General features: G+C 74.0%; 15 protein-coding genes. 8 read left to right on the top strand and 7 right to left on the bottom strand.

Translation table 11 applies throughout. The features are described 5' to 3' along the window. Window positions 1-60: 60 nt before the first annotated feature. From K0V08_RS03335 to K0V08_RS03320, 4 genes are all read left to right on the top strand, one after another. Window positions 61-3,483 carry a DNA polymerase III subunit alpha gene (locus K0V08_RS03335; RefSeq protein WP_079533003.1) on the top strand — a complete coding sequence of 1,141 codons (3,423 nt, stop codon included), beginning with the start codon at window positions 61-63 and terminating at the stop codon, window positions 3,481-3,483. Window positions 3,484-3,554: 71 nt separating this feature from the next. After that, window positions 3,555-4,601 (top strand): FUSC family protein, encoded by a 1,047-nt coding sequence (locus K0V08_RS03330; protein WP_012038204.1) that lies wholly within the window; start codon window positions 3,555-3,557, stop codon window positions 4,599-4,601. Beyond that, window positions 4,598-5,530 (top strand): alpha/beta hydrolase, encoded by a 933-nt coding sequence (locus K0V08_RS03325; protein ID WP_079533000.1) that lies wholly within the window; start codon window positions 4,598-4,600, stop codon window positions 5,528-5,530. Before K0V08_RS03330 ends, K0V08_RS03325 begins: the two co-directional genes overlap by 4 nt. 112 nt (window positions 5,531-5,642) lie before the next feature. Further along, window positions 5,643-6,653: an alpha/beta hydrolase gene (locus tag K0V08_RS03320; protein ID WP_231689051.1), complete on the top strand. Its 1,011-nt coding sequence runs from the start codon at window positions 5,643-5,645 to the stop codon at window positions 6,651-6,653. A 136-nt stretch (window positions 6,654-6,789) separates the two neighbouring features. Here the strand turns inward: K0V08_RS03320 and K0V08_RS03315 are convergent, their stop codons facing one another. Continuing rightward, on the bottom strand, window positions 6,790-7,356 hold the full coding sequence (locus K0V08_RS03315; protein WP_012038201.1) for a YceI family protein: 567 nt from the start codon (window positions 7,354-7,356) through the stop codon (window positions 6,790-6,792). 154 nt (window positions 7,357-7,510) lie between these two features. Here K0V08_RS03315 and K0V08_RS03310 point away from each other — a divergent pair, with 154 nt between their 5' ends. Continuing rightward, window positions 7,511-8,488: an NAD(P)H-quinone oxidoreductase gene (locus tag K0V08_RS03310; protein WP_012038200.1), complete on the top strand. Its 978-nt coding sequence runs from the start codon at window positions 7,511-7,513 to the stop codon at window positions 8,486-8,488. Here the strand turns inward: K0V08_RS03310 and K0V08_RS03305 are convergent. The 3 genes from K0V08_RS03305 to K0V08_RS03295 form a co-directional block, all read right to left on the bottom strand. Next, a complete protein-coding gene (locus K0V08_RS03305) occupies window positions 8,485-9,918 on the bottom strand; it encodes an MFS transporter (protein ID WP_079532998.1) in 1,434 nt (477 codons plus the stop codon). The two genes, K0V08_RS03310 and K0V08_RS03305, sit on opposite strands and share 4 nt — an antisense overlap. 31 nt (window positions 9,919-9,949) lie before the next feature. Beyond that, window positions 9,950-10,684 (bottom strand): esterase/lipase family protein, encoded by a 735-nt coding sequence (locus K0V08_RS03300; RefSeq protein ID WP_012038198.1) that lies wholly within the window; start codon window positions 10,682-10,684, stop codon window positions 9,950-9,952. A 67-nt stretch (window positions 10,685-10,751) separates the two neighbouring features. Beyond that, window positions 10,752-11,657, bottom strand: coding sequence for an alpha/beta fold hydrolase (locus tag K0V08_RS03295; protein WP_012038197.1), 906 nt, complete (start codon window positions 11,655-11,657; stop codon window positions 10,752-10,754). Between the two features lie 84 nt (window positions 11,658-11,741). On the opposite strand from K0V08_RS03295, the gene K0V08_RS03290 reads away from it, so the two are divergent. After that, window positions 11,742-12,860, top strand: a complete 1,119-nt coding sequence (locus K0V08_RS03290) for a histidinol-phosphate transaminase (protein WP_012038196.1) — start codon at window positions 11,742-11,744, stop codon at window positions 12,858-12,860. Window positions 12,861-12,875: 15 nt separating this feature from the next. Here the strand turns inward: K0V08_RS03290 and K0V08_RS03285 are convergent, their stop codons facing one another. Both K0V08_RS03285 and K0V08_RS03280 read right to left on the bottom strand, forming a co-directional pair. Then, on the bottom strand, window positions 12,876-13,805 hold the full coding sequence (locus K0V08_RS03285; RefSeq protein WP_079532995.1) for an SDR family NAD(P)-dependent oxidoreductase: 930 nt from the start codon (window positions 13,803-13,805) through the stop codon (window positions 12,876-12,878). After that, window positions 13,802-16,342 (bottom strand): DEAD/DEAH box helicase, encoded by a 2,541-nt coding sequence (locus tag K0V08_RS03280; RefSeq protein WP_079532992.1) that lies wholly within the window; start codon window positions 16,340-16,342, stop codon window positions 13,802-13,804. Before K0V08_RS03280 ends, K0V08_RS03285 begins: the two co-directional genes overlap by 4 nt. Window positions 16,343-16,429: 87 nt before the next feature. On the opposite strand from K0V08_RS03280, the gene K0V08_RS03275 reads away from it, so the two are divergent. Both K0V08_RS03275 and K0V08_RS03270 read left to right on the top strand, forming a co-directional pair. After that, complete coding sequence (locus K0V08_RS03275; RefSeq protein WP_079532990.1) at window positions 16,430-16,705, top strand: hypothetical protein; 276 nt, start codon at window positions 16,430-16,432, stop codon at window positions 16,703-16,705. Between the two features lie 81 nt (window positions 16,706-16,786). Continuing rightward, window positions 16,787-18,334, top strand: a complete 1,548-nt coding sequence (locus tag K0V08_RS03270; protein ID WP_375232099.1) for an SDR family oxidoreductase — start codon at window positions 16,787-16,789, stop codon at window positions 18,332-18,334. Window positions 18,335-18,408: 74 nt separating this feature from the next. Here K0V08_RS03270 and K0V08_RS03265 read toward each other — a convergent pair whose 3' ends face one another. Then, window positions 18,409-18,681 (bottom strand): HPr family phosphocarrier protein, encoded by a 273-nt coding sequence (locus tag K0V08_RS03265; protein WP_012038191.1) that lies wholly within the window; start codon window positions 18,679-18,681, stop codon window positions 18,409-18,411. Window positions 18,682-18,693 lie beyond the last annotated feature (12 nt).

The raw sequence follows: 18,693 nt of genomic DNA, 5'->3' as shown, positions 1-18,693 counted from the left end.
GAACATCCGTTCGAACATCGCGCCCGGGGAGGACGCGGGCGGACATCGAGGGAGGCGCGCGTGAGCTTCACCCACCTGCACGTCGCGTCCGCCTTCTCCGCCCACTTCGGCACCTCGGCGCCCGAGGCGCTCGTCGACCGGGTCGCGTCCGAGGGCGCGCCGGCCGCGGCGATCACCGACCGCGACGGGCTGTACGGCGCGGTCCGCCACATCCGCCGCTCCCTCGCCGCCGGCGTCTCCCCCGTGGTCGGCGCGGAGCTCGGGCTCACGGGCGAGCACCCGGGCCGGATCACGGTGCTCGCGCACGGCGGCACGCGCGGCCAGGGCTGGGCGGCGCTCAGCCGGCTCATCAGCGCGAGCCACGGGCGCGGCACGGCGAGGAGCACCGCCCGGAGCGCGCAGGCCGGCATCGCGCGCACCCGGCCGCCCGCGTTCCTCCTCGGCGAGGACGGTCCGGTGGGCACGGTCATGCTCGGGCCCGACTCGGACGTCGGCCGCGCCGTCGCGGCGGGCGACCACGCGCTCGCATCCCGCCACCTGGCCGAGTGGGCGCGGCTGCTGCCCGGCGCGGTGGTCGTCGAGGTGGTCTGCCACTTCACAGAGCCCGGCGAGTCCGCGAGCCTCCGCCACGCCGCCCGCATGCTCGAGCTCGCCGACGCCCACCGCGTCCCCGCGGTGCTCACCAACGCCGTCCGCTACCTCGAGCCCGACGACGCGCTCACGGGCGACGTGCTCGACGCGGCCGGCACGCTCCGGCCGCTCGGGTCCTTCCGCCCGCAGCCCAACGGGCAGGCGTGGCTGAAGACCCCTACCGAGATGCAGGGGATCGCGCGGGAGATCGCGGGCGCGTCGTCGCTCGACCGCCGGGCGGGCGAGGCGCTGCTGCGCGCCACCGAGGAGCTCGCCGACCGCTGCCGGCTGGATCCGGACGCCGACCTCGCCTGGAGGAAGCCGAAGCTGCCGGAGAAGTCCGTCATCGGCGTCACGGGAGACCCGGACGAGGCGCTCTGGCGGAAGGCCGAGGCCGGGGCCACCGAGCGGTTCGGGCACGTCGACGAGGCGATGCGGCAGCGCGTGCTCGCGCGCATGCGCACCGAGCTCACGACCATCACGGGCTTCGGCTTCGCCACCTACTTCCTCACGGTCGCCGACGTCTGCGCGCTCATGCGCGACATGGGGGTGCGCAACCAGGCCCGCGGATCCGGCGCGGGCAGCCTCGTCAACTACCTGCTGCGCATCTCCAACGTCGACCCGCTGGAGCACGACCTGCTCTTCGAGCGCTTCCTCGGCAAGGTCCGCTCGACGCTGCCCGACATCGACATCGACGTGGAGTCGGCCAGGCGGCACGAGGTCTACCACCGCGTGTTCGAGAAGTACGGCAGCAACCGGGTCACCCTGCTGTCGATGCAGAACACCTACCGGGCCCGCGGCGCCGCGCGCGACGCGGGGCTCGCGCTCGACCTCGACGAGCAGCAGATCGACTTCATCGCCAAGAACATCTGGCGCTTCAACGCGCGCGAGTTCCGGGCGGTGCTCGAGACGAAGCCCGAGCTCAAGCCCATCGCCGACCTCGTGCGCGACGACCCGAGCATCGACCTGCTGGTCGACCTCACCGAGCGGCTCGACCGGCTCCCCCGGCACATCTCCATGCACCCGTGCGGCGTGATCCTCGGCGACTCCGACCTGCTCAGCACGAGCCCCGTGCAACCGAGCGGCATGGGCCTGCCGATGAGCCAGTTCGACAAGGACGACATCGACGACATGGGGCTCCTGAAGCTCGACATCCTCGGGGTGCGGATGCAGAGCACCATGGCGTACGCGCTGGACGAGATCCACCGCATCCACGGCGCGCGCTCGGCGGTCGCGGGCGGCATCCCGGTCGACGCGCGCTACGTGCACCGCGACGGGCGCATCGAGCTCGACGAGATCCCCCACGACGACGAGGAGACCTTCGCCGCCATCCGCACCACGCACACGCTCGGCATGTTCCAGATCGAGTCGCCCGGGCAGCGCGAGCTCATCGGCAAGATGCAGCCGGACGTCTACGAGGACCTCATCGCCGACATCTCGCTGTTCCGGCCGGGCCCCATGAAGGGCAACATGGTCGCGCCGTTCCTCGACACGAAGCACGGCATCACCCGGCCCGACTACCTGCACCCGCGGTTCGCGCCGTTCCTCGCGCCCACGTTCGGCGTCGTCATCTACCACGAGCAGGTCATCCGGATCTTCGCCGACTGCATGCAGGTCTCCCTCGCGGAGGCCGACGAGCTGCGCCGCAACATGGAGCGGATGGACACGGTGGTCGAGCAGGCGTTCCGGGAGCGCACCGCCATGCACGTGGACGGGCGCACGGGCCGGCGCCCCTTCTCGGACGCCGACGTCGAGCGCATCTGGAAGGCGCTGAAGGGCTTCGGCTCGTTCGGGTTCTGCAAGGCGCACGGCGCCGCGTTCGCGCTGCCCACCTGGCAGAGCGCGTGGCTGAAGACGCACTACCCGGCGGAGTTCCTCGCGGGGATCCTCACGCACGACCCCGGCATGTACCCCAAGCGCCTGCTGCTCACCGAGGCCCGTCGGATGGGCGTGCCCGTGCTGCCGCTCGACGTGAACCGGTCGCGGGGCGTCTACCGCGTCGAGCGCGTCGAGGGCGGGGAGACGACCGGGCGCACGCGCATCGGCGAGCTCGGGATCCGGCTGTCGCTGCAGGACGTGCACGGCATGAGCGAGGCGGAGCTGGAGCGCATCGAGCGGGGGCAGCCCTACGACTCCATCAGCGACTTCTACGCGAAGGCGCAGCCGTCGCGCGCGCTGCTCGAGCGGCTGGCCGCCGTGGGCGCGCTCGACCCGCTCGCCACGAACGAGGACGACCGGGCGGCGCGCGGGGCCGCGTCCCGCGGCGACGTCATGGCGTACGTGCGGCGGCTCACGGCGCGCGCGGCCCGGCCCGCGGATCCGGCCGGGCAGCTGCCGCTCTTCGTCGACGACCGCGACCTCATCCCGCGCGGCTCGCCCGACCCCGACGGCCGCGCGCGCGTCGCCGCCGAGCTCGACATCCTGCAGATGGAGGTCACCGAGCACGTGCTCGAGAGCTACCGGCCCATGCTCGACGAGCTCGGGGTCATCCCGGCGAGCCAGCTGCTCGAGGTGCGCAGCGGCTCCGAGGTGGTGGTCGCGGGGATCCGCATCGCCACGCAGACGCCGCCCATGCGCAGCGGCAAGCGCGTGGTCTTCATCAGCCTCGACGACGGCACGGGCTGCTCCGACTCCACCTTCTTCGACGAGGCGCAGCAGAAGGCCGGGCCCATGCTCTTCGGCACGCGGCTGCTCGTCATCCGGGGGCGCACCCGGCGCACGGGCGAGCGCGGCGTCTCCATCCAGGCGGAGGACGCGTGGGACCTGAAGGAGATGTGGGCGCGCTGGCAGGACGCCCGGCGGCAGGGCGGCGGCGGCCCCGACGGGCTGGACGACGCGGCCCAGGTGGCCTGAGGCCCCGGTCGCCCGGGGCCCTCCGCCCGCGGGATGATGGATCCACCCGAGACCGCCGCCGGAGGCCGCACGTGCGCATCACCACGACCGTCCGCACCACCACGCGGATCCCGTTCGTCCAGGTGGTCAAGACGTCGGTCGCCGCGATCATCGCCTGGTTCGTCTGCATCGCCCTGCTGCCCGCGCAGCTGCCCATCTTCGCGACGATCGCGGCGCTGCTCGTGGTGCAGCCGAGCATCAACCAGACCTTCGGCAAGGCGGTCGAACGCAGCCTCGGCGTGATCACGGGCGTGCTGCTCGCGCTCGGGCTCGGCCTCGCGCTCGGCACGTCGAGTGGGGTGGTCCTGCTCGCGGTCGTCGTGGCGGTGCTGGTGGGCTGGGTCTTCCGGCTGACGCCGGGGTCGAGCACGCAGATCCCGATCAGCGCGATGCTCGTGCTCGCCATCGGCCAGCTCTCGCCCGTGTATGCGGTCGACCGCATCGTGGAGACGATCCTCGGAGCGGCCATCGGCGTGGTCGTCAACATCGCGATAGCGCCGCCCGTGCTGCACGAGGCGAGCCGCCGCGCGGTGGTCGGCCTCGCGGGCGACTGCGCCGCGGCCCTCGACCGGCTCGCCGGCGCGCTGTCGGAGCCCGTCGAGCGCGAGGAGCTCGACCGCATGCTCGTCCGCGCGCGCGAGCTGCGGCCGCGGCACACGAAGGCCGTCGCCGAGGTCGACAGGGGGCTCGAGAGCCTGACCCTCAACCCGCTCCGGCGGCGGCACCGGGCGCTGCTCGAGGCCGACCGGGAGCTGCTCGCGACGCTCACCGTGCTCGTCAACCGCGTGGTCGGCATGACGCGCGCCGTGCACGACCGCTACGACCCGTCGCTCGCCGAGGAGCCCGTGGTGCGTGGGATCGCGACCGAGCTGACGCGCGCCGCCCACGACGTGCGGCTCCTCGCGGAGCACGCGCTGCCGGGCGACGCCCGCGCGGATGGCGCCGACCCGCGGGAGGAGCCCGCGCTCACGGCCCCGCTCGTGGTGCTGCAGCCGAGCGACGAGCACTGGATCCTCATCGGCTCGCTGCTGGAGGACATCCGCCGCATCCGCTCGGAGATCATCGGCGGCGCCGAGTGACCCGGCCCCTGCCCGGCTACAGCCCGCTCGAGCTCGATGCGGATCCCGCCGGATCCGGCCTCGTTCGCGGCACCACGCCCACCGGGCTCGGCGTCGTGCGGCACCACCACGTGCGGGTCCGCGGATCGGACACCGCGACGGTGCTGCTGCACGGCGCCGCGGGATCCTGGACCACCTGGACGCCGCTGATCCGCACCGCGCGCGACGCGGGCGTCCCGTTCGCCGACGTGGTCGCGATCGACCTGCCGGGCTGGGGCGGATCCCCGCTCGACGCGACCGACGACGAGGCGACGGTCGACGCCATCGCCGACGCCGTCCGCGCGGTCGTCGACGGCCTCGGCTACGCGCGCTGGCGGCTCGTCGGCCACTCCATGGGCGGCTTCATCGCGCTGCACATCGCAGCCGGCGATCCCGATCGCGCGGTCTCCGTCGCGCTCGTCTCGCCCACGACGTACTCGGTCATCGCGAGCGTCGCGCATCCCGTGCGGGAGTTCCGGCTCATCCCGGGCTTCACGATGATGCTCGGCGTGATGCGCACCATGCGCCGGCTCGGCCGCCCGGGCACCGCGCTCATCCGCGGCGTCGGCCGCATCCGCCTCATGCGGCCGATCGCGCTGCCGCTGTTCGCCCACGGCTGGCACGTGCGGCGCTCGATCGTCGACGCGATCGCGACCGAGGCCCGGCCCCGCGCGTTCTCGCTCGCGGCGGAGGTCACGCGCGGCTACGACGCCGACGGGCTCTGGTCGCGCATCGCCTGCCCGGTGGTCGCGGTGCGGGGCGACGACGACGTCTTCGTCTCCCGGGACGACCTCGACCTGCTGGCGCGGGCCGTGCCGTCGCTGCGCTCCGCCGTGATCCGCGACGCCGGCCACTTCGCGCACGTGGAGCGCCCCGTCGAGACGCTGCGGGCGCTCGGCCTCGACGCCTGAGGCGCTCCACGTCCTGCGGCGGACGGGCCGGGCGGCCCTGGGGAGGGGACCCGCGCCGCGGGACGACCGTCCGCGAGCATGTCCGGATCCCGTACCGCTCCGGAGGCCGTCCGTGCGCATCCCCCCGCTCCGTCCCCGTCCCGAGGGATCCGCCCCCGTCGTCGTGGACGGCGGTCGGCCGTCGCGTCGCCCGGCTCCACCGGAGGACGGCTACTGCCCCTCCGAGCTCGACCCGGATCCGCGCGCCGCCGGCCTGGTCGCGGGGTCGACCGACACGGCGCTCGGCGTCGTCCGGCACCACCACGCGCCGACGCGTCGCTCGGAGACGGCCACCGTGCTGCTCCACGGCGCGGCCGGCGCGTGGACCACGTGGACGCCCGCCCTCCGCGCCGCCCGGGACGCCGGTCACCCGCTCGAGGACGTCGTGGCCGTCGACCTCCCCGGCTGGGGCGGCTCCGCGGGCCCGGAAGACGCCGCCCGGTCCACCCCGGAAGCCGTGGCCGACGCCGTGATCCGCGTGGTCGACGACCTCGGGTACGTCGGCTGCCTGCTCGTCGGGCATTCGATGGGCGGCTTCCTCGCCCTCGACCTGGCAACCAGGCACCCGGGTCGCGTGCGCTCCGTGGCCCTGGTGTCGCCCACCCTGTACTCCGTCATGCGCAGCGCGGCCCACCCGATCCGGTGCTTCGGCACGCTGCCGGGCTTCAGCATGATGCTCGGCTCGATCCACGTGACGCGCCTCCTCGGCGCACCCGGGCTCGCGCTCGTCCGGATGCTCCAGCGCACGGGCCTCCTGCGTCAGCTCACCCGGCCCCTGTTCGCGCACGGAGGGCGGGTGCGCGGGTCGGTCATCGCCGCGCTGGCCGTGGAGGTGCGGCCCCGCGGGTTCCTCCGCGCCACGGAGATCGCCGTCGCCTACCCCGCGGGTGACCTGTGGCCGCGGATAGCCTGCCCGGTCACCGCCGTGCGGGGCCGCCGTGACGTCTTCGTCACGCCGGACGACCTGGCCCGACTTGCACGCGACATCCCGGGTGCCTCCTCCGCGGTCGTCGCCGACGCCGGGCACTTCGCGCACGTCGAGCGCCCCCTCGAGACGCTCCGCGCGCTCGGCCTCGTGCCCTGACCGGAGGCACCCCCGGCCCGACGCCCCGTGGCACGACGCGTCCGGGCACGACGACGCCCCCGTTCCAGCGAGAGGAACGGGGGCGTCGGATCCGCGCGTGGCGGAGGCGGCCGGACGGAGGCCCGGCCGGCGCGAGCTAGGCCGCGGGGGTCGCGAGGACCGCCTGGATGTCGAGCGTGATGGTGACCTTGTCGCCGAGCAGCACGCCGCCGGTCTCGAGGGCCGCGTTGTAGGTGAGGCCGAAGTCCTCGCGGTTGATGACCGTGGTGGCCGTCGCGCCGAACTTGGTGTTGCCGTAGGGGTCGCCGCCGAAGCCGCCGAACTCGACGTCGAACGTGACGGGCTTGGTGACGCCGCGGACGGTGAGCTCGCCGTCGACCTTCGCGTCGCCGTCCTTCTCCACGCGCACGGCGGTGGAGACGAAGTCGATGGTGGGGTTGTTCTCGGCGTCGAAGAAGTCGTTGGTGCGCAGGTGCTGGTCGCGGTTCGGCTCGTTCGTGTCGATCGAGGCGATGGTCGCGTGGGCCTTGACGGAGCTCTGCTCGGGGGTGGCGCCCGTGACGATCTCGGCGTCGAAGTCCTTGAACGTGCCCTTGACCTTGCTGATCATGATGTGGCGGATGCTGAAGCCGACGGAGCTGTGGGTCTTGTCGATGGTCCAGGTGCCGGCGATGTAGCCGGGGACGGTGGTGGTGTCGCTCATGTGCGTGCCTTTCGTACAGGGGTCATGGGTGCGGGCCGACGGCCTCGAAGGTATGCAAGCGCATGGATCGGAGTCCTATTCCCGGATTCAGTTGCGAGTTCATGTACTTCTGGGGGCGGCCGGATGCGGGCCGCGGCGGGCGTACCGTGGCGGGATGCGCGCGATCACCTTCCCCTCCCCCGGCGGCCCCGACGTCCTCTCCCTCACCGACCTCCCGGATCCGGTCGCCGGCCCCGGAGAGGTCCTGATCCGCGTGGCCGCCGCCGGCGTCAACCGCGCCGACCTCAGCCAGCGCCAGGGCGCGTACCCGCCGCCCGCAGGCGCGCCGACGCACCTGGGGCTCGAGGTGTCCGGCACGGTCGCGGCCGTCGGCGCGGGTGCGACGCGCTGGGGCGTCGGCGACCGCGTGTGCGCGCTGCTCGCCGGCGGCGGCTACGCGGAGCTCGTCGCGGTCGACGAGCGCCACGTCCTCCCGGTGCCCGATGGCCTCGACCTCGTGGAGGCGGCCGGCCTGCCCGAGGTCGTCGCGACAGTGTGGTCGAACGTCGTGCTCGACGCTGGGCTCGCTCCGGGCGAGACGCTGCTCGTGCACGGCGGGTCGAGCGGCATCGGCACCATGGCGATCCAGCTGGCCGCCCGGCTCGGCGCCCGCGTGGCGGTGACCGCGGGCAGCCCGGCGAAGCTCGAGGCGTGCCGGGCGCTCGGTGCGGACATCCTCATCGACTACCGCCAGCAGGACTTCGTCCAGGCGCTCCTCGAGGCCACCGACGGGCACGGCGCCGACGTCGTGCTCGACGCGATCGGCGGCGACTACATCGACCGCGACATCCGGGCCCTCGCGCGCGATGGCCGGATCATGGTCATCGGCGCGCAGAGCGGCGCGCCCACGAGCATCGCGCTCGGCCAGCTGATGGCACGCCGCGGACGGATCTGGGGTACGACGCTCCGGGCCCGCGACGCCGACGACAAGGCGCGCATCGTCGCCGCGATCCGCGCGGACGTGTGGCCGGCGGTCGCCGACGGATCCGTGCGACCGGTCGTCGACCGCGTCTTCCCCCTGGAGGATGCGGCCGCCGCGCACGCCCACGTGGCGTCGTCGCAGCACGTCGGCAAGGTGCTGCTGGCCGTCTAGCCCGCCGCGTCGCCCGAGGCAGGGGCAGCGGCCACGGCGCGGCGCGAGCGGATCCCGACGAGGGACACCAGCCCGCCCGCGATGAGCAGCGCCGCCGTCACGAGCACCACGCGGTGGAAGGCGGCCACGTCGAGGTCGGGCCCGGCGACCAGGCCGATCGCGGCGATCGCGACGAGCCCGGCGACGCGCGAGACGGCGTTGTTGACGGCCGACGCGATGCCCGCTTGCGCGGGCGGGACGGCCTCGAGGATCGTCGCGGTCAGCGGCGCGACCGTCATCGACAGGCCCAGGCCGAAGACGAGGATGCCCGGCAGGAGCTGCCCCCAGTAGTCCACGGGCTCGGCGACGCGCAGCATCAGCAGGTAGCCGCCGCCCGCGACGATCGGACCCGCGCCCATGAGGAGCCGCGGCCCGATCCGCCCGGCGAGGGCCCCGAACCGCGTCGACAGCAGCAGCATGATCACGGTGGTCGGCACGAGCGCGAAGCCCGCGGCCGTCGCCGACAGCCCACCGGTCTGCTGCAGGAAGACCGCGATCACGAAGCCGCCGAGCGACAGCGCGCCGTAGATGCCGATCGTCGCGATGTTGCCGACGAGGAAGTCCCGCTCCCGGAAGAGCGACAGCGGCAGCATCGGGTGCGCGGTGCGCCGTTCGCGCACCACGAAGAGCACGAGGCACGCGACGCCGACGACGAGGCTGCCGACCACGAGCGGGTGCCCGATCCCGAGCCGCGACTGCTCGATGAGCGCGAAGACGGGGCCGCCGATCCCGAGGGCGCCGAGCACCGCGCCCGGCACGTCGACGCGCGTGCCGTCCGCCACCGGCGCGTCGTGCGGGAGCCGCGCGAGGAGCACGAGGGTCACGGCGATGGGCAGCACGTTGATCCCGAACACGAGCCGCCAGTCGAGCGCGTCCACGAGCACGCCGCCGAGCACGGGGCCGACGAGCATGGCCGTACCGGTCCACGCCGTCCACGAGCCGATGGCGCGCGCCTGCGCGGGACCGCGGAAGGCCTGCGCGATGAGGGCCAGCGAGCTCGGCACGAGCAGCGCGCCTGCCGCGCCCTGGGCGGCGCGCGCGGCGATGAGGATCACGGCCGTCGGCGCGATCGCGCACACGAGCGACGTCACGCCGAAGCCGACGAGGCCCCAGCGCAGCACGCGCACGCGGCCGAAGGCGTCGGAGAGCGAGCCGGCCAGGAGGATCAGCGCGCCCAGGGTGATGAGGTAAGCGTCCACGACCCACTGCTGCAAGACGAGACCGCCGCCGAGGTCCTCCCCGATGGCGGGCAGCGCGACGTTGACCACCGTGCCGTCGAGGAACGCGACGAAGGAGGCGAGGATCGCGACGACGAGCACCGTGCGCCCGCGGCCGTCTGCGGTGCCGTCCGGGTGGCCGTCCGCGCGGGCGGGGGCGGCGGGGTCGGGCATGTGCCCAGTATGCGCCGCGCCCGGAGCGGTATCAGGCGGGCGGTGCGGCCGAGGACCCGGCCCGGTCGATCGCGGCCTCGACGCGGCGCAGCACGTCCTCGTCGCCCATGATGCGGAAGTGCCCCGACGCCCGGACGCGCTCGTCCGTCGCGCCGTCGAGCGCGCTCCCGCCGGGGATGTGCGGGTCGAAGCGCGCGAAGAGGCTCGTGATCCGCGCGTTGACCTCGCGCGACCGACCGAGCTCCACGAGCGCGGCGTCCCGCGGCGAGAAGTCGCGGATGCTGCGGACGGGGAACAGGCGCGCGTACGAGGATCCCCCGAACGGCGCGTTGATCGCGACCATGGCGCGGATCCGCCGGTCCGGGTCGCCGAACGCCATGAGGTGCTTGCCGATGAGGCCGCCCTTGCTGTGCGCGACGATGACGACGTCGCGCAGGTCCTCGGCCTCGAGGTACGCGCGGGCCCGGCGCGACATCTCGGCGATCCGGCCCACGTTCGCGCCGAGCGTGCCGACCACGTGCACGCCGTGCCCGCGCGCGTGCAGCCGACGGATGATCGGCAGCATGAACTGCCAGCGCTCGTAGACTCCGGGAAGCACGAGGATCGTCGGCCGGTCGTCGCGCCCGTCCTCGAAAGAGCGCGCGTCGTCGCGGGAGAGCGTGGCGGCGATCTGCCAGCGGAGGACGTAGGCGTAGTCGAGGGCCCAGTCGAGCGCCTGGCGGAGGAGCGGCAGCGGCGGGAGCGGGTCGGGTCCTGCGTCGGTCACCCGTCCATCCTGCCCGGGCGCGGCGGGCCTGACCGGCGCGCGGTGCGTCGGCCGCGCATCCGCCGCCTCAGCTGGCCCGGGCATGCTCCACGATCGCGCGCGCGACCCCGAGGGGATCGGTGTACATCACGACGTGCGGGCCGCGCGCCACGCGGTACGTCCCGCGCGGGATCCGGGAGGCGAGGTCGCGCGCGAACCGGCGGTCGACCACGGCGTCCCGGTCGCCCACCAGGACGAGCGTGCGCGCGCGGATCCGCGGCGCCCGCTCCTCGATCGCGTCCTCGATGAGGTGCGGCAGCTGCCGGAGGTAGTACGGGATCCCGCAGCGCAGGAAGTAGTCGCCCAGCACCACGGCGTTCGCCAGCAGCGGCTCGCGGAGGGTGTCGACCGCGAGCGCGAGGGCCGCCCGCACGAGGCCGCGCGTCCGCGGCGGGAGCGTCGGCGCGATGAGCACGATCCGGTCGGCGACCTCGGGGTGGTCGACGGCGAGCCGCGTCACGATCTGGGTCCCCATCGAGTGGCCGACGACGACGGGATCCACGAGCCCGTGCATGCGGATCACCTCGGCGACGACGGCCGCGTGGTCGTCGAGCGTCACGTCCCGATGGACCCGCGGCGACTCGCCGTAGCCCGGCAGGTCGATCGCGTACACGGTCCCGTGCTCGGCGAGGAACGCGGCCACCGGGTGGAAGTAGCGCGAGGAGACGCCGATCCCGTGCACGAGCACGAAGGCCGGCCGCGCGTCCCGGGGAGCGGCCGAGGGCGTGCGGCCCGCGTTGCCCCCGGGCGACCGGAACACCTTGATCGCGACCCGGAAGCCGAGCACGATGCGCCGTTCGAGGTCGTGCTCGACGGGGATCGCCCGCGACCCGTAGCGGCGGGAGAGCAGGAGCCAGCGCGGCGGCGCGGACTCGGTGCGGTGCACGTCCCCCGGGAGCCGCACGCGGGTGATCCGGGCGAGGGGGGAGCGCATCCGTCGACCCTAGCCGCCCCGCGCCGGGCGTCCGCCTGCCCGGTCGATGGGAGGATGGGGACCCGACCGAACCCGAGGAGACCCATGAGCCCCGACTGGTCCGAGACCACCCTCGCCGACCTGCCCCTCCGCGACGGGATCCGCGGCGAGGAGCCCTACGGCGCCCCGCAGCTCGACGTGCCCGTGCTCCTCAACGTGAACGAGAACCCGTACCCGCTGCCCGAGGAGGTCGCGGTGGCCGTGAGCGAGGCCGTGCTCGAGGCCGCGCGGGGGCTCAACCGCTACCCGGACCGCGAGTTCCTGGAGCTCCGCACCGAGCTCGCGGACTACCTCACGGCGGACAGCGGCCTGGAGCTCGGGCCGGAGAACGTCTGGGCGGCGAACGGATCCAACGAGGTGCTGCAGCAGGTGCTCCAGGCCTTCGGCGGCACCGACCGCGTCGCCCTCTCGTTCGCGCCGCACTACGCGATGTACCCGGAGTACGCGCGCAACACGCTCACGCGCTGGGTCTCGGGGCGCCGCCAGGAGGACTTCACGCTCGACCTCGCGAACGTCACGGCGCTCGTCGAGCAGCACCAGCCGAGCGTCGTGTTCCTCACCTCGCCGAACAACCCCACGGGCACCGCGCTCACGATCCCCGAGATCGAGCACGTGCTCTCGGTCGCCCCCGGCGTCGTGGTGATCGACGAGGCCTACGCCGAGTTCCGTCGCGAGGGCGTGCCGACGGCGATCTCGCTGCTCCCCGACAACCCGCGCCTGATCGTGTCGCGCACCATGAGCAAGGCGTTCGCCTTCGCGGGCGGCCGGCTCGGGTACCTCGCGGCGTCCCCCGCGGTCGTCGACGCGCTCCGGATCGTGCGCCTGCCGTACCACCTGTCCCGGATCACGCAGGTGAGCGCGACCGCCGCCCTCCGGCACAGCGGGGTGCTGCTCGCGCAGGTCGCGTCGCTGCGCGAGGAGCGGGACGCGCTCGTCGAGTGGCTGCGCGGCCGCGGCTTCGAGGTGGCGCCCTCGGACGCGAACTTCGTGCTCTTCGGCCGGTTCCCCGATCGCCACGCGGTGTGGCAGGGGCTGCTCGACCGCGGCGTCCTGATCCGCGAGACCGGACCCGAGGGCTGGCTCCGGGTCTCCGTCGGCACCCCCGAGGAGACGGCCGCGTTCCGCGACGCGCTCGACGACGTGCTCGGGACGCCGCGGGGCTGAGCCGGGCGGCCGTGGTCAGGGCCGGAAGCGGATCCCCGTCGCGTCCTCGGCGGCGGCCCACAGCTGCTCCGCGACGGCCCGCGATCGCGCGTGCTCCGCGACGAACGCGGGAGCAGGCGCGCCCGTCAGCTCGAGCGGACCGCAGGGACCCCAGAAGGCGCCGCCCGTGACGCCGTCCGCGGCCGCGGCGTGCGCGACCGGCCACGCGCCGGCGTCCTTGCCCTGCACGAGGACGCGGCCGGCCCTCGAGAGCCGTCGGCGCGCGGCGTCGAGTCCGTGCGGATGGTGGGCCGGATCCTGCGGCGGCGTCAGCGCGTCCACCGAGTAGCCGGGGTGCGCCGCGAGTGCGACGCGGTCGGATCCCGCGGCGCGCCACCGCCGGTCGAGCTCGGCCGCGATCACCATGCAGGCCGTCTTCGATCGCCCGTACCGGACGAGCGCCGGCATGCGGCGCTCCCCCGCGAGGTCGCCGAGGTCGAGCGGCGAGAAGCGATGGGCGAGGGATCCGAGCATCACCACGCGTCCGCCCGCCCGCAGCCGCGGCGCGAGCCCGGCGACGAGCGCGAAGTGGCCGAGCGCGTTCGTGCCCATGAGCTCCTCGAACCCGTCGATCGTCGTCCGGCGGTGCCGCGCGCGGCCGCCCGCCGGGGTCAGGCCCGCGTTCGCGACGATCGCGTCGAGGTCCTCCCGCACGGCGGCGACGCAGGCGTCCACGCTGGCCAGGCTCGCGAGATCCAGGGACACGACATCCACGTCGGCCCCCGGCACGCGCGCCCGGAGCGTCCGGGCGGCCGCGTCCCCGCGTCCGGCGGAGCGGCAGGCGAGCAGCACGCGGGCGCCCGCCGCGGCGAGCTGCGCGGACGTCCAGAACCCGATGCCGCCGTTCGCGCCCGTGACGAGGATCGTCCGCCCGGACAGGTCGGGCAGACGGGGCGCGACGCTCACGAGAGTGTGCCCACGCGGGTTACGCGCACGACGGCCTCGCCTGCCTCGTTCGACGCGTCGAGGTCCACCGTCGCCTCGATGCCCCAGTCGTGGTCGCCCTCGGGGTCGTGCAGCGCCTGCCGGACGGTCCACGCGGTCGGGCCCTCCTCGATCGTGACGAGCGCCTGGCTTCGGGCGTCGCCGTCGGTGAGGATCCGGTCGTACTCGCCGAAGTAGCCGTCGAGCGCGTCGCCCCACGCGTCCGCGTCGAAGCCCGCCGCCTGATCCAGCTCGCCGAGCGCCTGGAGGTCCTCGCGCGCCGCGAGCTGCACGCGGCGGAACAGCTCGTTGCGCACGAGGATCCGGAACGCGCGCGTGTTCGACGTGAGGAGCTTCGGCGCGGGCGGAAGCACGGGCGCGTCGCCGGGAGCCTGGGTCGGGTGCGACAGCTCCTCCCACTCGTCGAGGAGGCTCGAGTCGACCTGGCGCACGAGCTCCCCCAGCCACTCGATGACGTCGAGCAGCTCCTCGGTCTTCGCCTCGTCGGGGACGGTCTGCCGGAGCGCCCGGAACGCGTCGGAGAGGTAGCGGAGCACGAGCCCTTCGGAGCGCATGAGCCCGTAGAACGAGATCAGCTCGCTGAAGGACATCGCCCGCTCGTACATGTCGCGGACGACCGACTTCGGGCTGAGCGCGAAGTCGCCGATCCACGGCTGGCTCGCGCTGTAGGTCGCGAACGACTGGTCGAGCAGCTCCTCGAGCGGCTTCGGGTGGGTGATCCCCTCGAGCAGCTCCATGCGCTGGTCGTACTCGATGCCCTCGGCCTTCATGGCCTGCACGGCCTCGCCGCGGGCCTTGAACTGCTGCTGCGACAGGATCGGCCGCGGGTCGTCGAGGGTCGCCTCGACGACGCTCACCATGTCGAGCGCGTAGGTCGGCGACTCGCGGTCGAGGATCTCGAACACGGCGACCGCGAACGGCGACAGCGGCTGGTTGAGCGCGAAGTCGGCCTGCAGGTCCACCGTCAGCGTGATCCGGGTGGGCCCGCCGTCGGGGCCGTCCACCTGCTCCACTATCCCGGCCGTCCGCAGCGTCCGGTAGATGGCGAGGGCACGACGCGCGAGCGCGAGCTGGCGGCCCCTGGGCTCGTGGTTGTCCTCGACGAGCGCGCGCATGTCGGCGAACACGTCGCCGCCGCGCGCGATGACGTTGAGCATCATCGCGTGGCTCACCTGCATGCTCGACGTCAGGCGCTCGGGCTCCGCGTCGATGAGCTTGCGGAAGCTCGGCTCGCCCCACGAGACGAAGCCCTCCGGCGCCTTCTTGCGCACGAGCTTCCGCCGCTTCTTCACGTCGTCGCCCGCGCGCTCGAGCATCTTGATGTTCTCGGTCTCGTGCTCGGGTGCCTGCGCGACCACGGTGCCCGCGGTGTCGTACCCGGCCCGGCCCGCGCGTCCCGCGATCTGGTGGAACTCGCGCGCGTTGAGCTGCCGCATCCGCGTGCCGTCGTACTTGGTGAGGCCCGTGAAGAGCACCGTCCGGATGGGGACGTTGATCCCCACGCCGAGGGTGTCGGTCCCGCAGATCACCCGGAGGAGGCCCTGCTGCGCGAGCTGCTCGACGAGCCGCCGGTACTTCGGCAGCATGCCCGCGTGGTGCACGCCGATCCCCGCGCGCACGAGCCGCGACAGCGTCTTGCCGAACGCCGTGCTGAACCGGAAGCCGCCGATGATCTCCGCGATCTCGTCCCGCTGCTCCCGCGTCACGATCTTGATGCTCGACAGCGCCTGCGCCCGCTCGAGGGCCGCCGCCTGCGCGAAGTGCACGATGTAGACGGGCGCCTGCTTCGTGTCGAGCAGCTCCTCGACGGTCTCCTGCACGGGCGTCACCGCGTAGTGGAAGAACAGCGGCACCGGCCGCTCGATGCCCGTGATGCGCGCCGTCGGACGCCCGGTGCGGCGCGTGAGGTCGTCCGCGAGGTCGGTCACGTCGCCGAGCGTCGCCGACATGAGCACGAACTGCGCGTGCGGCAGGAGCAGGAGCGGTACCTGCCAGGCCCAGCCGCGCTGCGGATCCGCGTAGAAGTGGAACTCGTCCATCACCACCTGGTCGACGGGCGTGTCCGCGCCGCCGCGGAGCGACCGGTTGGCGAGGATCTCGGCGGTGCAGCAGATGATCGGCGCGTCCGGGTTCACGGAGGAGTCGCCCGTGACCATGCCCACCTGGGCCGCCCCGAACAGCTCCACGAGGGCGAAGAACTTCTCGGAGACGAGCGCCTTGATGGGCGCCGTGTAGTACGAGCGGCGTCCCCGGGCGAGCGCCGCGAAGTGCGCTGCCACCGCGACGAGCGACTTCCCCGTGCCGGTCGGCGTCGAGAGGATGAGGTTCGCGCCCGACGCGATCTCCAGCGCCGCCTCGTCCTGCGCCGGGTACAGCTCGATCCCCTGCGCCAGCGCCCACTCGGCGAACGCGTCGTAGATGGCGTCGTCGGTCGCCCCGTCCACGGCCAGCCGGGCCGCCTCCTCGGTGAGCGTGGGGGCGAGCGCGGTGTCCGACATGATGCGTCCATCCTCCCCCACGCGTCCCGCTGCGGAGTTCTCCACAGGCGGCAGGGTCCTCGGGGCGCCAGCGCGTACGGTCGCCGGATGCCGTCCCTCCCGCTCGACCCGCGTCCCGACCGCGCCCCGCTCCACCCGACCCCGGCATCGACGCCGCCCGCCGCCCCGGACGAGGCCACCGCGGGTCACGTCGCGGACGACGCGACCGCCGTCGTCGCCGCCCTCGAGTCCGTTCCCGTCGACCCCGAGACGGAGCGGGCTCGCTGGCGCGACCGCCGCACCGGGGTCATCGCCCTCGTGGTCGTCACCATCGCGCTCTGGGCGGTCATCGCCGCCGCGGTGGGCTTCGCCACCACGATGTAGCGCCGCCCGGTCCCCGTCGGCCGCCGCCGCCGTCGAGCCGTCGACGCCCGGGAGCCGTCGACGCCCCGGGTATCATCTCCTGTGCCCTCCGACGCCCTGCCCGACGACCCCGCCCGCCCCGCGGATCCCGTCACCCCCCTGCCCGATGCCATCTCCTCCCCCGACCGGTCGGCCGCCCCCGGATCGGCCATCGATCCCGCCGACCTCGCCGTCGCCCTCCGCGTGCTCGGCTCGCTGGCCGACATCGATGAGGAGCACCCCGACTTCGTCGCCGTCCGCCGCGCCACCGCCTCCATGTTCAAGCAGGTGAAGAAGGCCCGCCGGCTCGAGAAGCGCGAGGCCGTCGCCAGCGCCGACCGCGCCGTCGTCGCCGCCACCGCCACGGGCGCACCCGACCGCATCGACGACGAGACCCGCGGGATCCCGCTGGCCATCACGACCGCGAAGCCCACCGCCGGCACGCTCCTGCGCTCGCGCCCCTGCTACATCTGCAAGCAGCACTACACGCAGGTCGACGCGTTCTACCACCAGCTCTGCCCGGACTGCGCGCTCCTCAACCACGCGAAGCGCGAGGCCCGCACCGACCTCTCCGGCATGCGCGCGCTCCTCACGGGCGGCCGCGCCAAGATCGGCATGCACATCGCGCTGCGCCTCCTCCGCGACGGCGCCCACACCACCATCACCACCCGCTTCCCGCGCGACGCCGTGCGCCGCTTCGCAGGCCTGCCCGACGCGCACGAGTGGGTGCACCGCCTCCGCATCGTGGGCCTCGACCTCCGCGACCCCGCGCAGGTCATCGGGCTCACGGACGCGGTGGCCGCCGCCGGTCCGCTCGACATCCTCATCAACAACGCCGCGCAGACCGTGCGTCGCTCCCCTGGCTCGTACGCGCCGCTGTCGGAGGCCGAGGCGGCGCCCCTGCCCGACGGCGACCTCCCCGAGCTGCTCACGTTCGGCCACACGGCCGATGCGCACCCGGCGGCCCTCGCCGCGTCCGTCGCAGCGCACCCCATCCTCTCGACCGCCACCGGGATCACCGCCGCCGAGGTCACCGAGCTCGCCATGACCGCGGGCTCGTCGTCGCTGGCGCGCCTCGCGGCCGGCACCGCGATCGACGCGGGCGGCCTCGTGCCCGACCTGCACGACGCGAACAGCTGGACCCAGGTCGTGCACGAGGTCGATCCCCTGGAGATGCTCGAGGTCCAGCTCGCCAACGTCACGGCGCCGTTCCTGCTCGTCAGCCGGCTGCGCCCCGCGATGGCCGCGTCGGCGTCGCGCCGGAAGTACGTCGTCAACGTCAGCGCCATGGAGGGCCAGTTCGCCCGCGCGTACAAGGGCCCCGGCCACCCGCACACGAACATGGCGAAGGCCGCGCTCAACATGATGACCCGCACCTCGGCGCGCGAGATGCGCGAGACGGACGGCATCCTCATGACGAGCGTCGACACGGGCTGGATCACCGACGAGCGCCCGCACCCCACGAAGGTGCGCCTCGCCGAGGAGGGCTTCCACGCGCCGCTCGACCTCGTCGACGGCGCCGCCCGGGTCTACGACCCCATCGTCATGGGCCAGGCCGGCGAGGACATCTCGGGCGTCTTCCTCAAGGACTACCGCGTCGCCGAGTGGTGACCAGCCGCGTCGCCTGACACGACGAGAGGCCCGGACCCGCATCGCGGTGTCCGGGCCTCTCGACGTGGGGTCGGCTACTCGACGGCGTCGAGGTCGCTCTCGAGCAGCGCCGCGAGCTCGTCGAGCGCGGCGTCCGCGCCGTCGCCCTCGGCCGTGAGGACCACCTGGTCGCCGTTGGCGGCGCCGAGGCTCATCAGCGACAGGATGCTCGTCGCGTCGAGCGGCGTGCCGCCCGGCTTGCTGATCTTCACCGGCATGCCCGTGCGGCGCACGGCCTCGATGAAGAGGGATGCGGGTCGGGCGTGCAGGCCCACGCGGCTGCCGATGGTGGCGGTGCGCTCGGTCATGGACGTTCTCCT

Source organism: Clavibacter michiganensis (genome assembly GCF_021216655.1).
Lineage (GTDB): Bacteria > Actinomycetota > Actinomycetes > Actinomycetales > Microbacteriaceae > Clavibacter > Clavibacter michiganensis.
This window is presented reverse-complemented; position numbering and strand designations above follow the sequence as displayed.

What these genes read in the sequence shown, in the direction of transcription:
- K0V08_RS03315 (WP_012038201.1), bottom strand. Translation starts at nt 7,356, where the DNA reads ATGAGCGACACCACCACCGTCCCCGGCTACATCGCCGGCACCTGGACC.
- K0V08_RS03310 (WP_012038200.1), top strand. Translation starts at nt 7,511, where the DNA reads ATGCGCGCGATCACCTTCCCCTCCCCCGGCGGCCCCGACGTCCTCTCC.
- K0V08_RS03305 (WP_079532998.1), bottom strand. Translation starts at nt 9,918, where the DNA reads ATGCCCGACCCCGCCGCCCCCGCCCGCGCGGACGGCCACCCGGACGGC.
- K0V08_RS03295 (WP_012038197.1), bottom strand. Translation starts at nt 11,657, where the DNA reads ATGCGCTCCCCCCTCGCCCGGATCACCCGCGTGCGGCTCCCGGGGGAC.
- K0V08_RS03290 (WP_012038196.1), top strand. Translation starts at nt 11,742, where the DNA reads ATGAGCCCCGACTGGTCCGAGACCACCCTCGCCGACCTGCCCCTCCGC.
- K0V08_RS03280 (WP_079532992.1), bottom strand. Translation starts at nt 16,342, where the DNA reads ATGTCGGACACCGCGCTCGCCCCCACGCTCACCGAGGAGGCGGCCCGG.
- K0V08_RS03275 (WP_079532990.1), top strand. Translation starts at nt 16,430, where the DNA reads ATGCCGTCCCTCCCGCTCGACCCGCGTCCCGACCGCGCCCCGCTCCAC.
- K0V08_RS03265 (WP_012038191.1), bottom strand. Translation starts at nt 18,681, where the DNA reads ATGACCGAGCGCACCGCCACCATCGGCAGCCGCGTGGGCCTGCACGCC.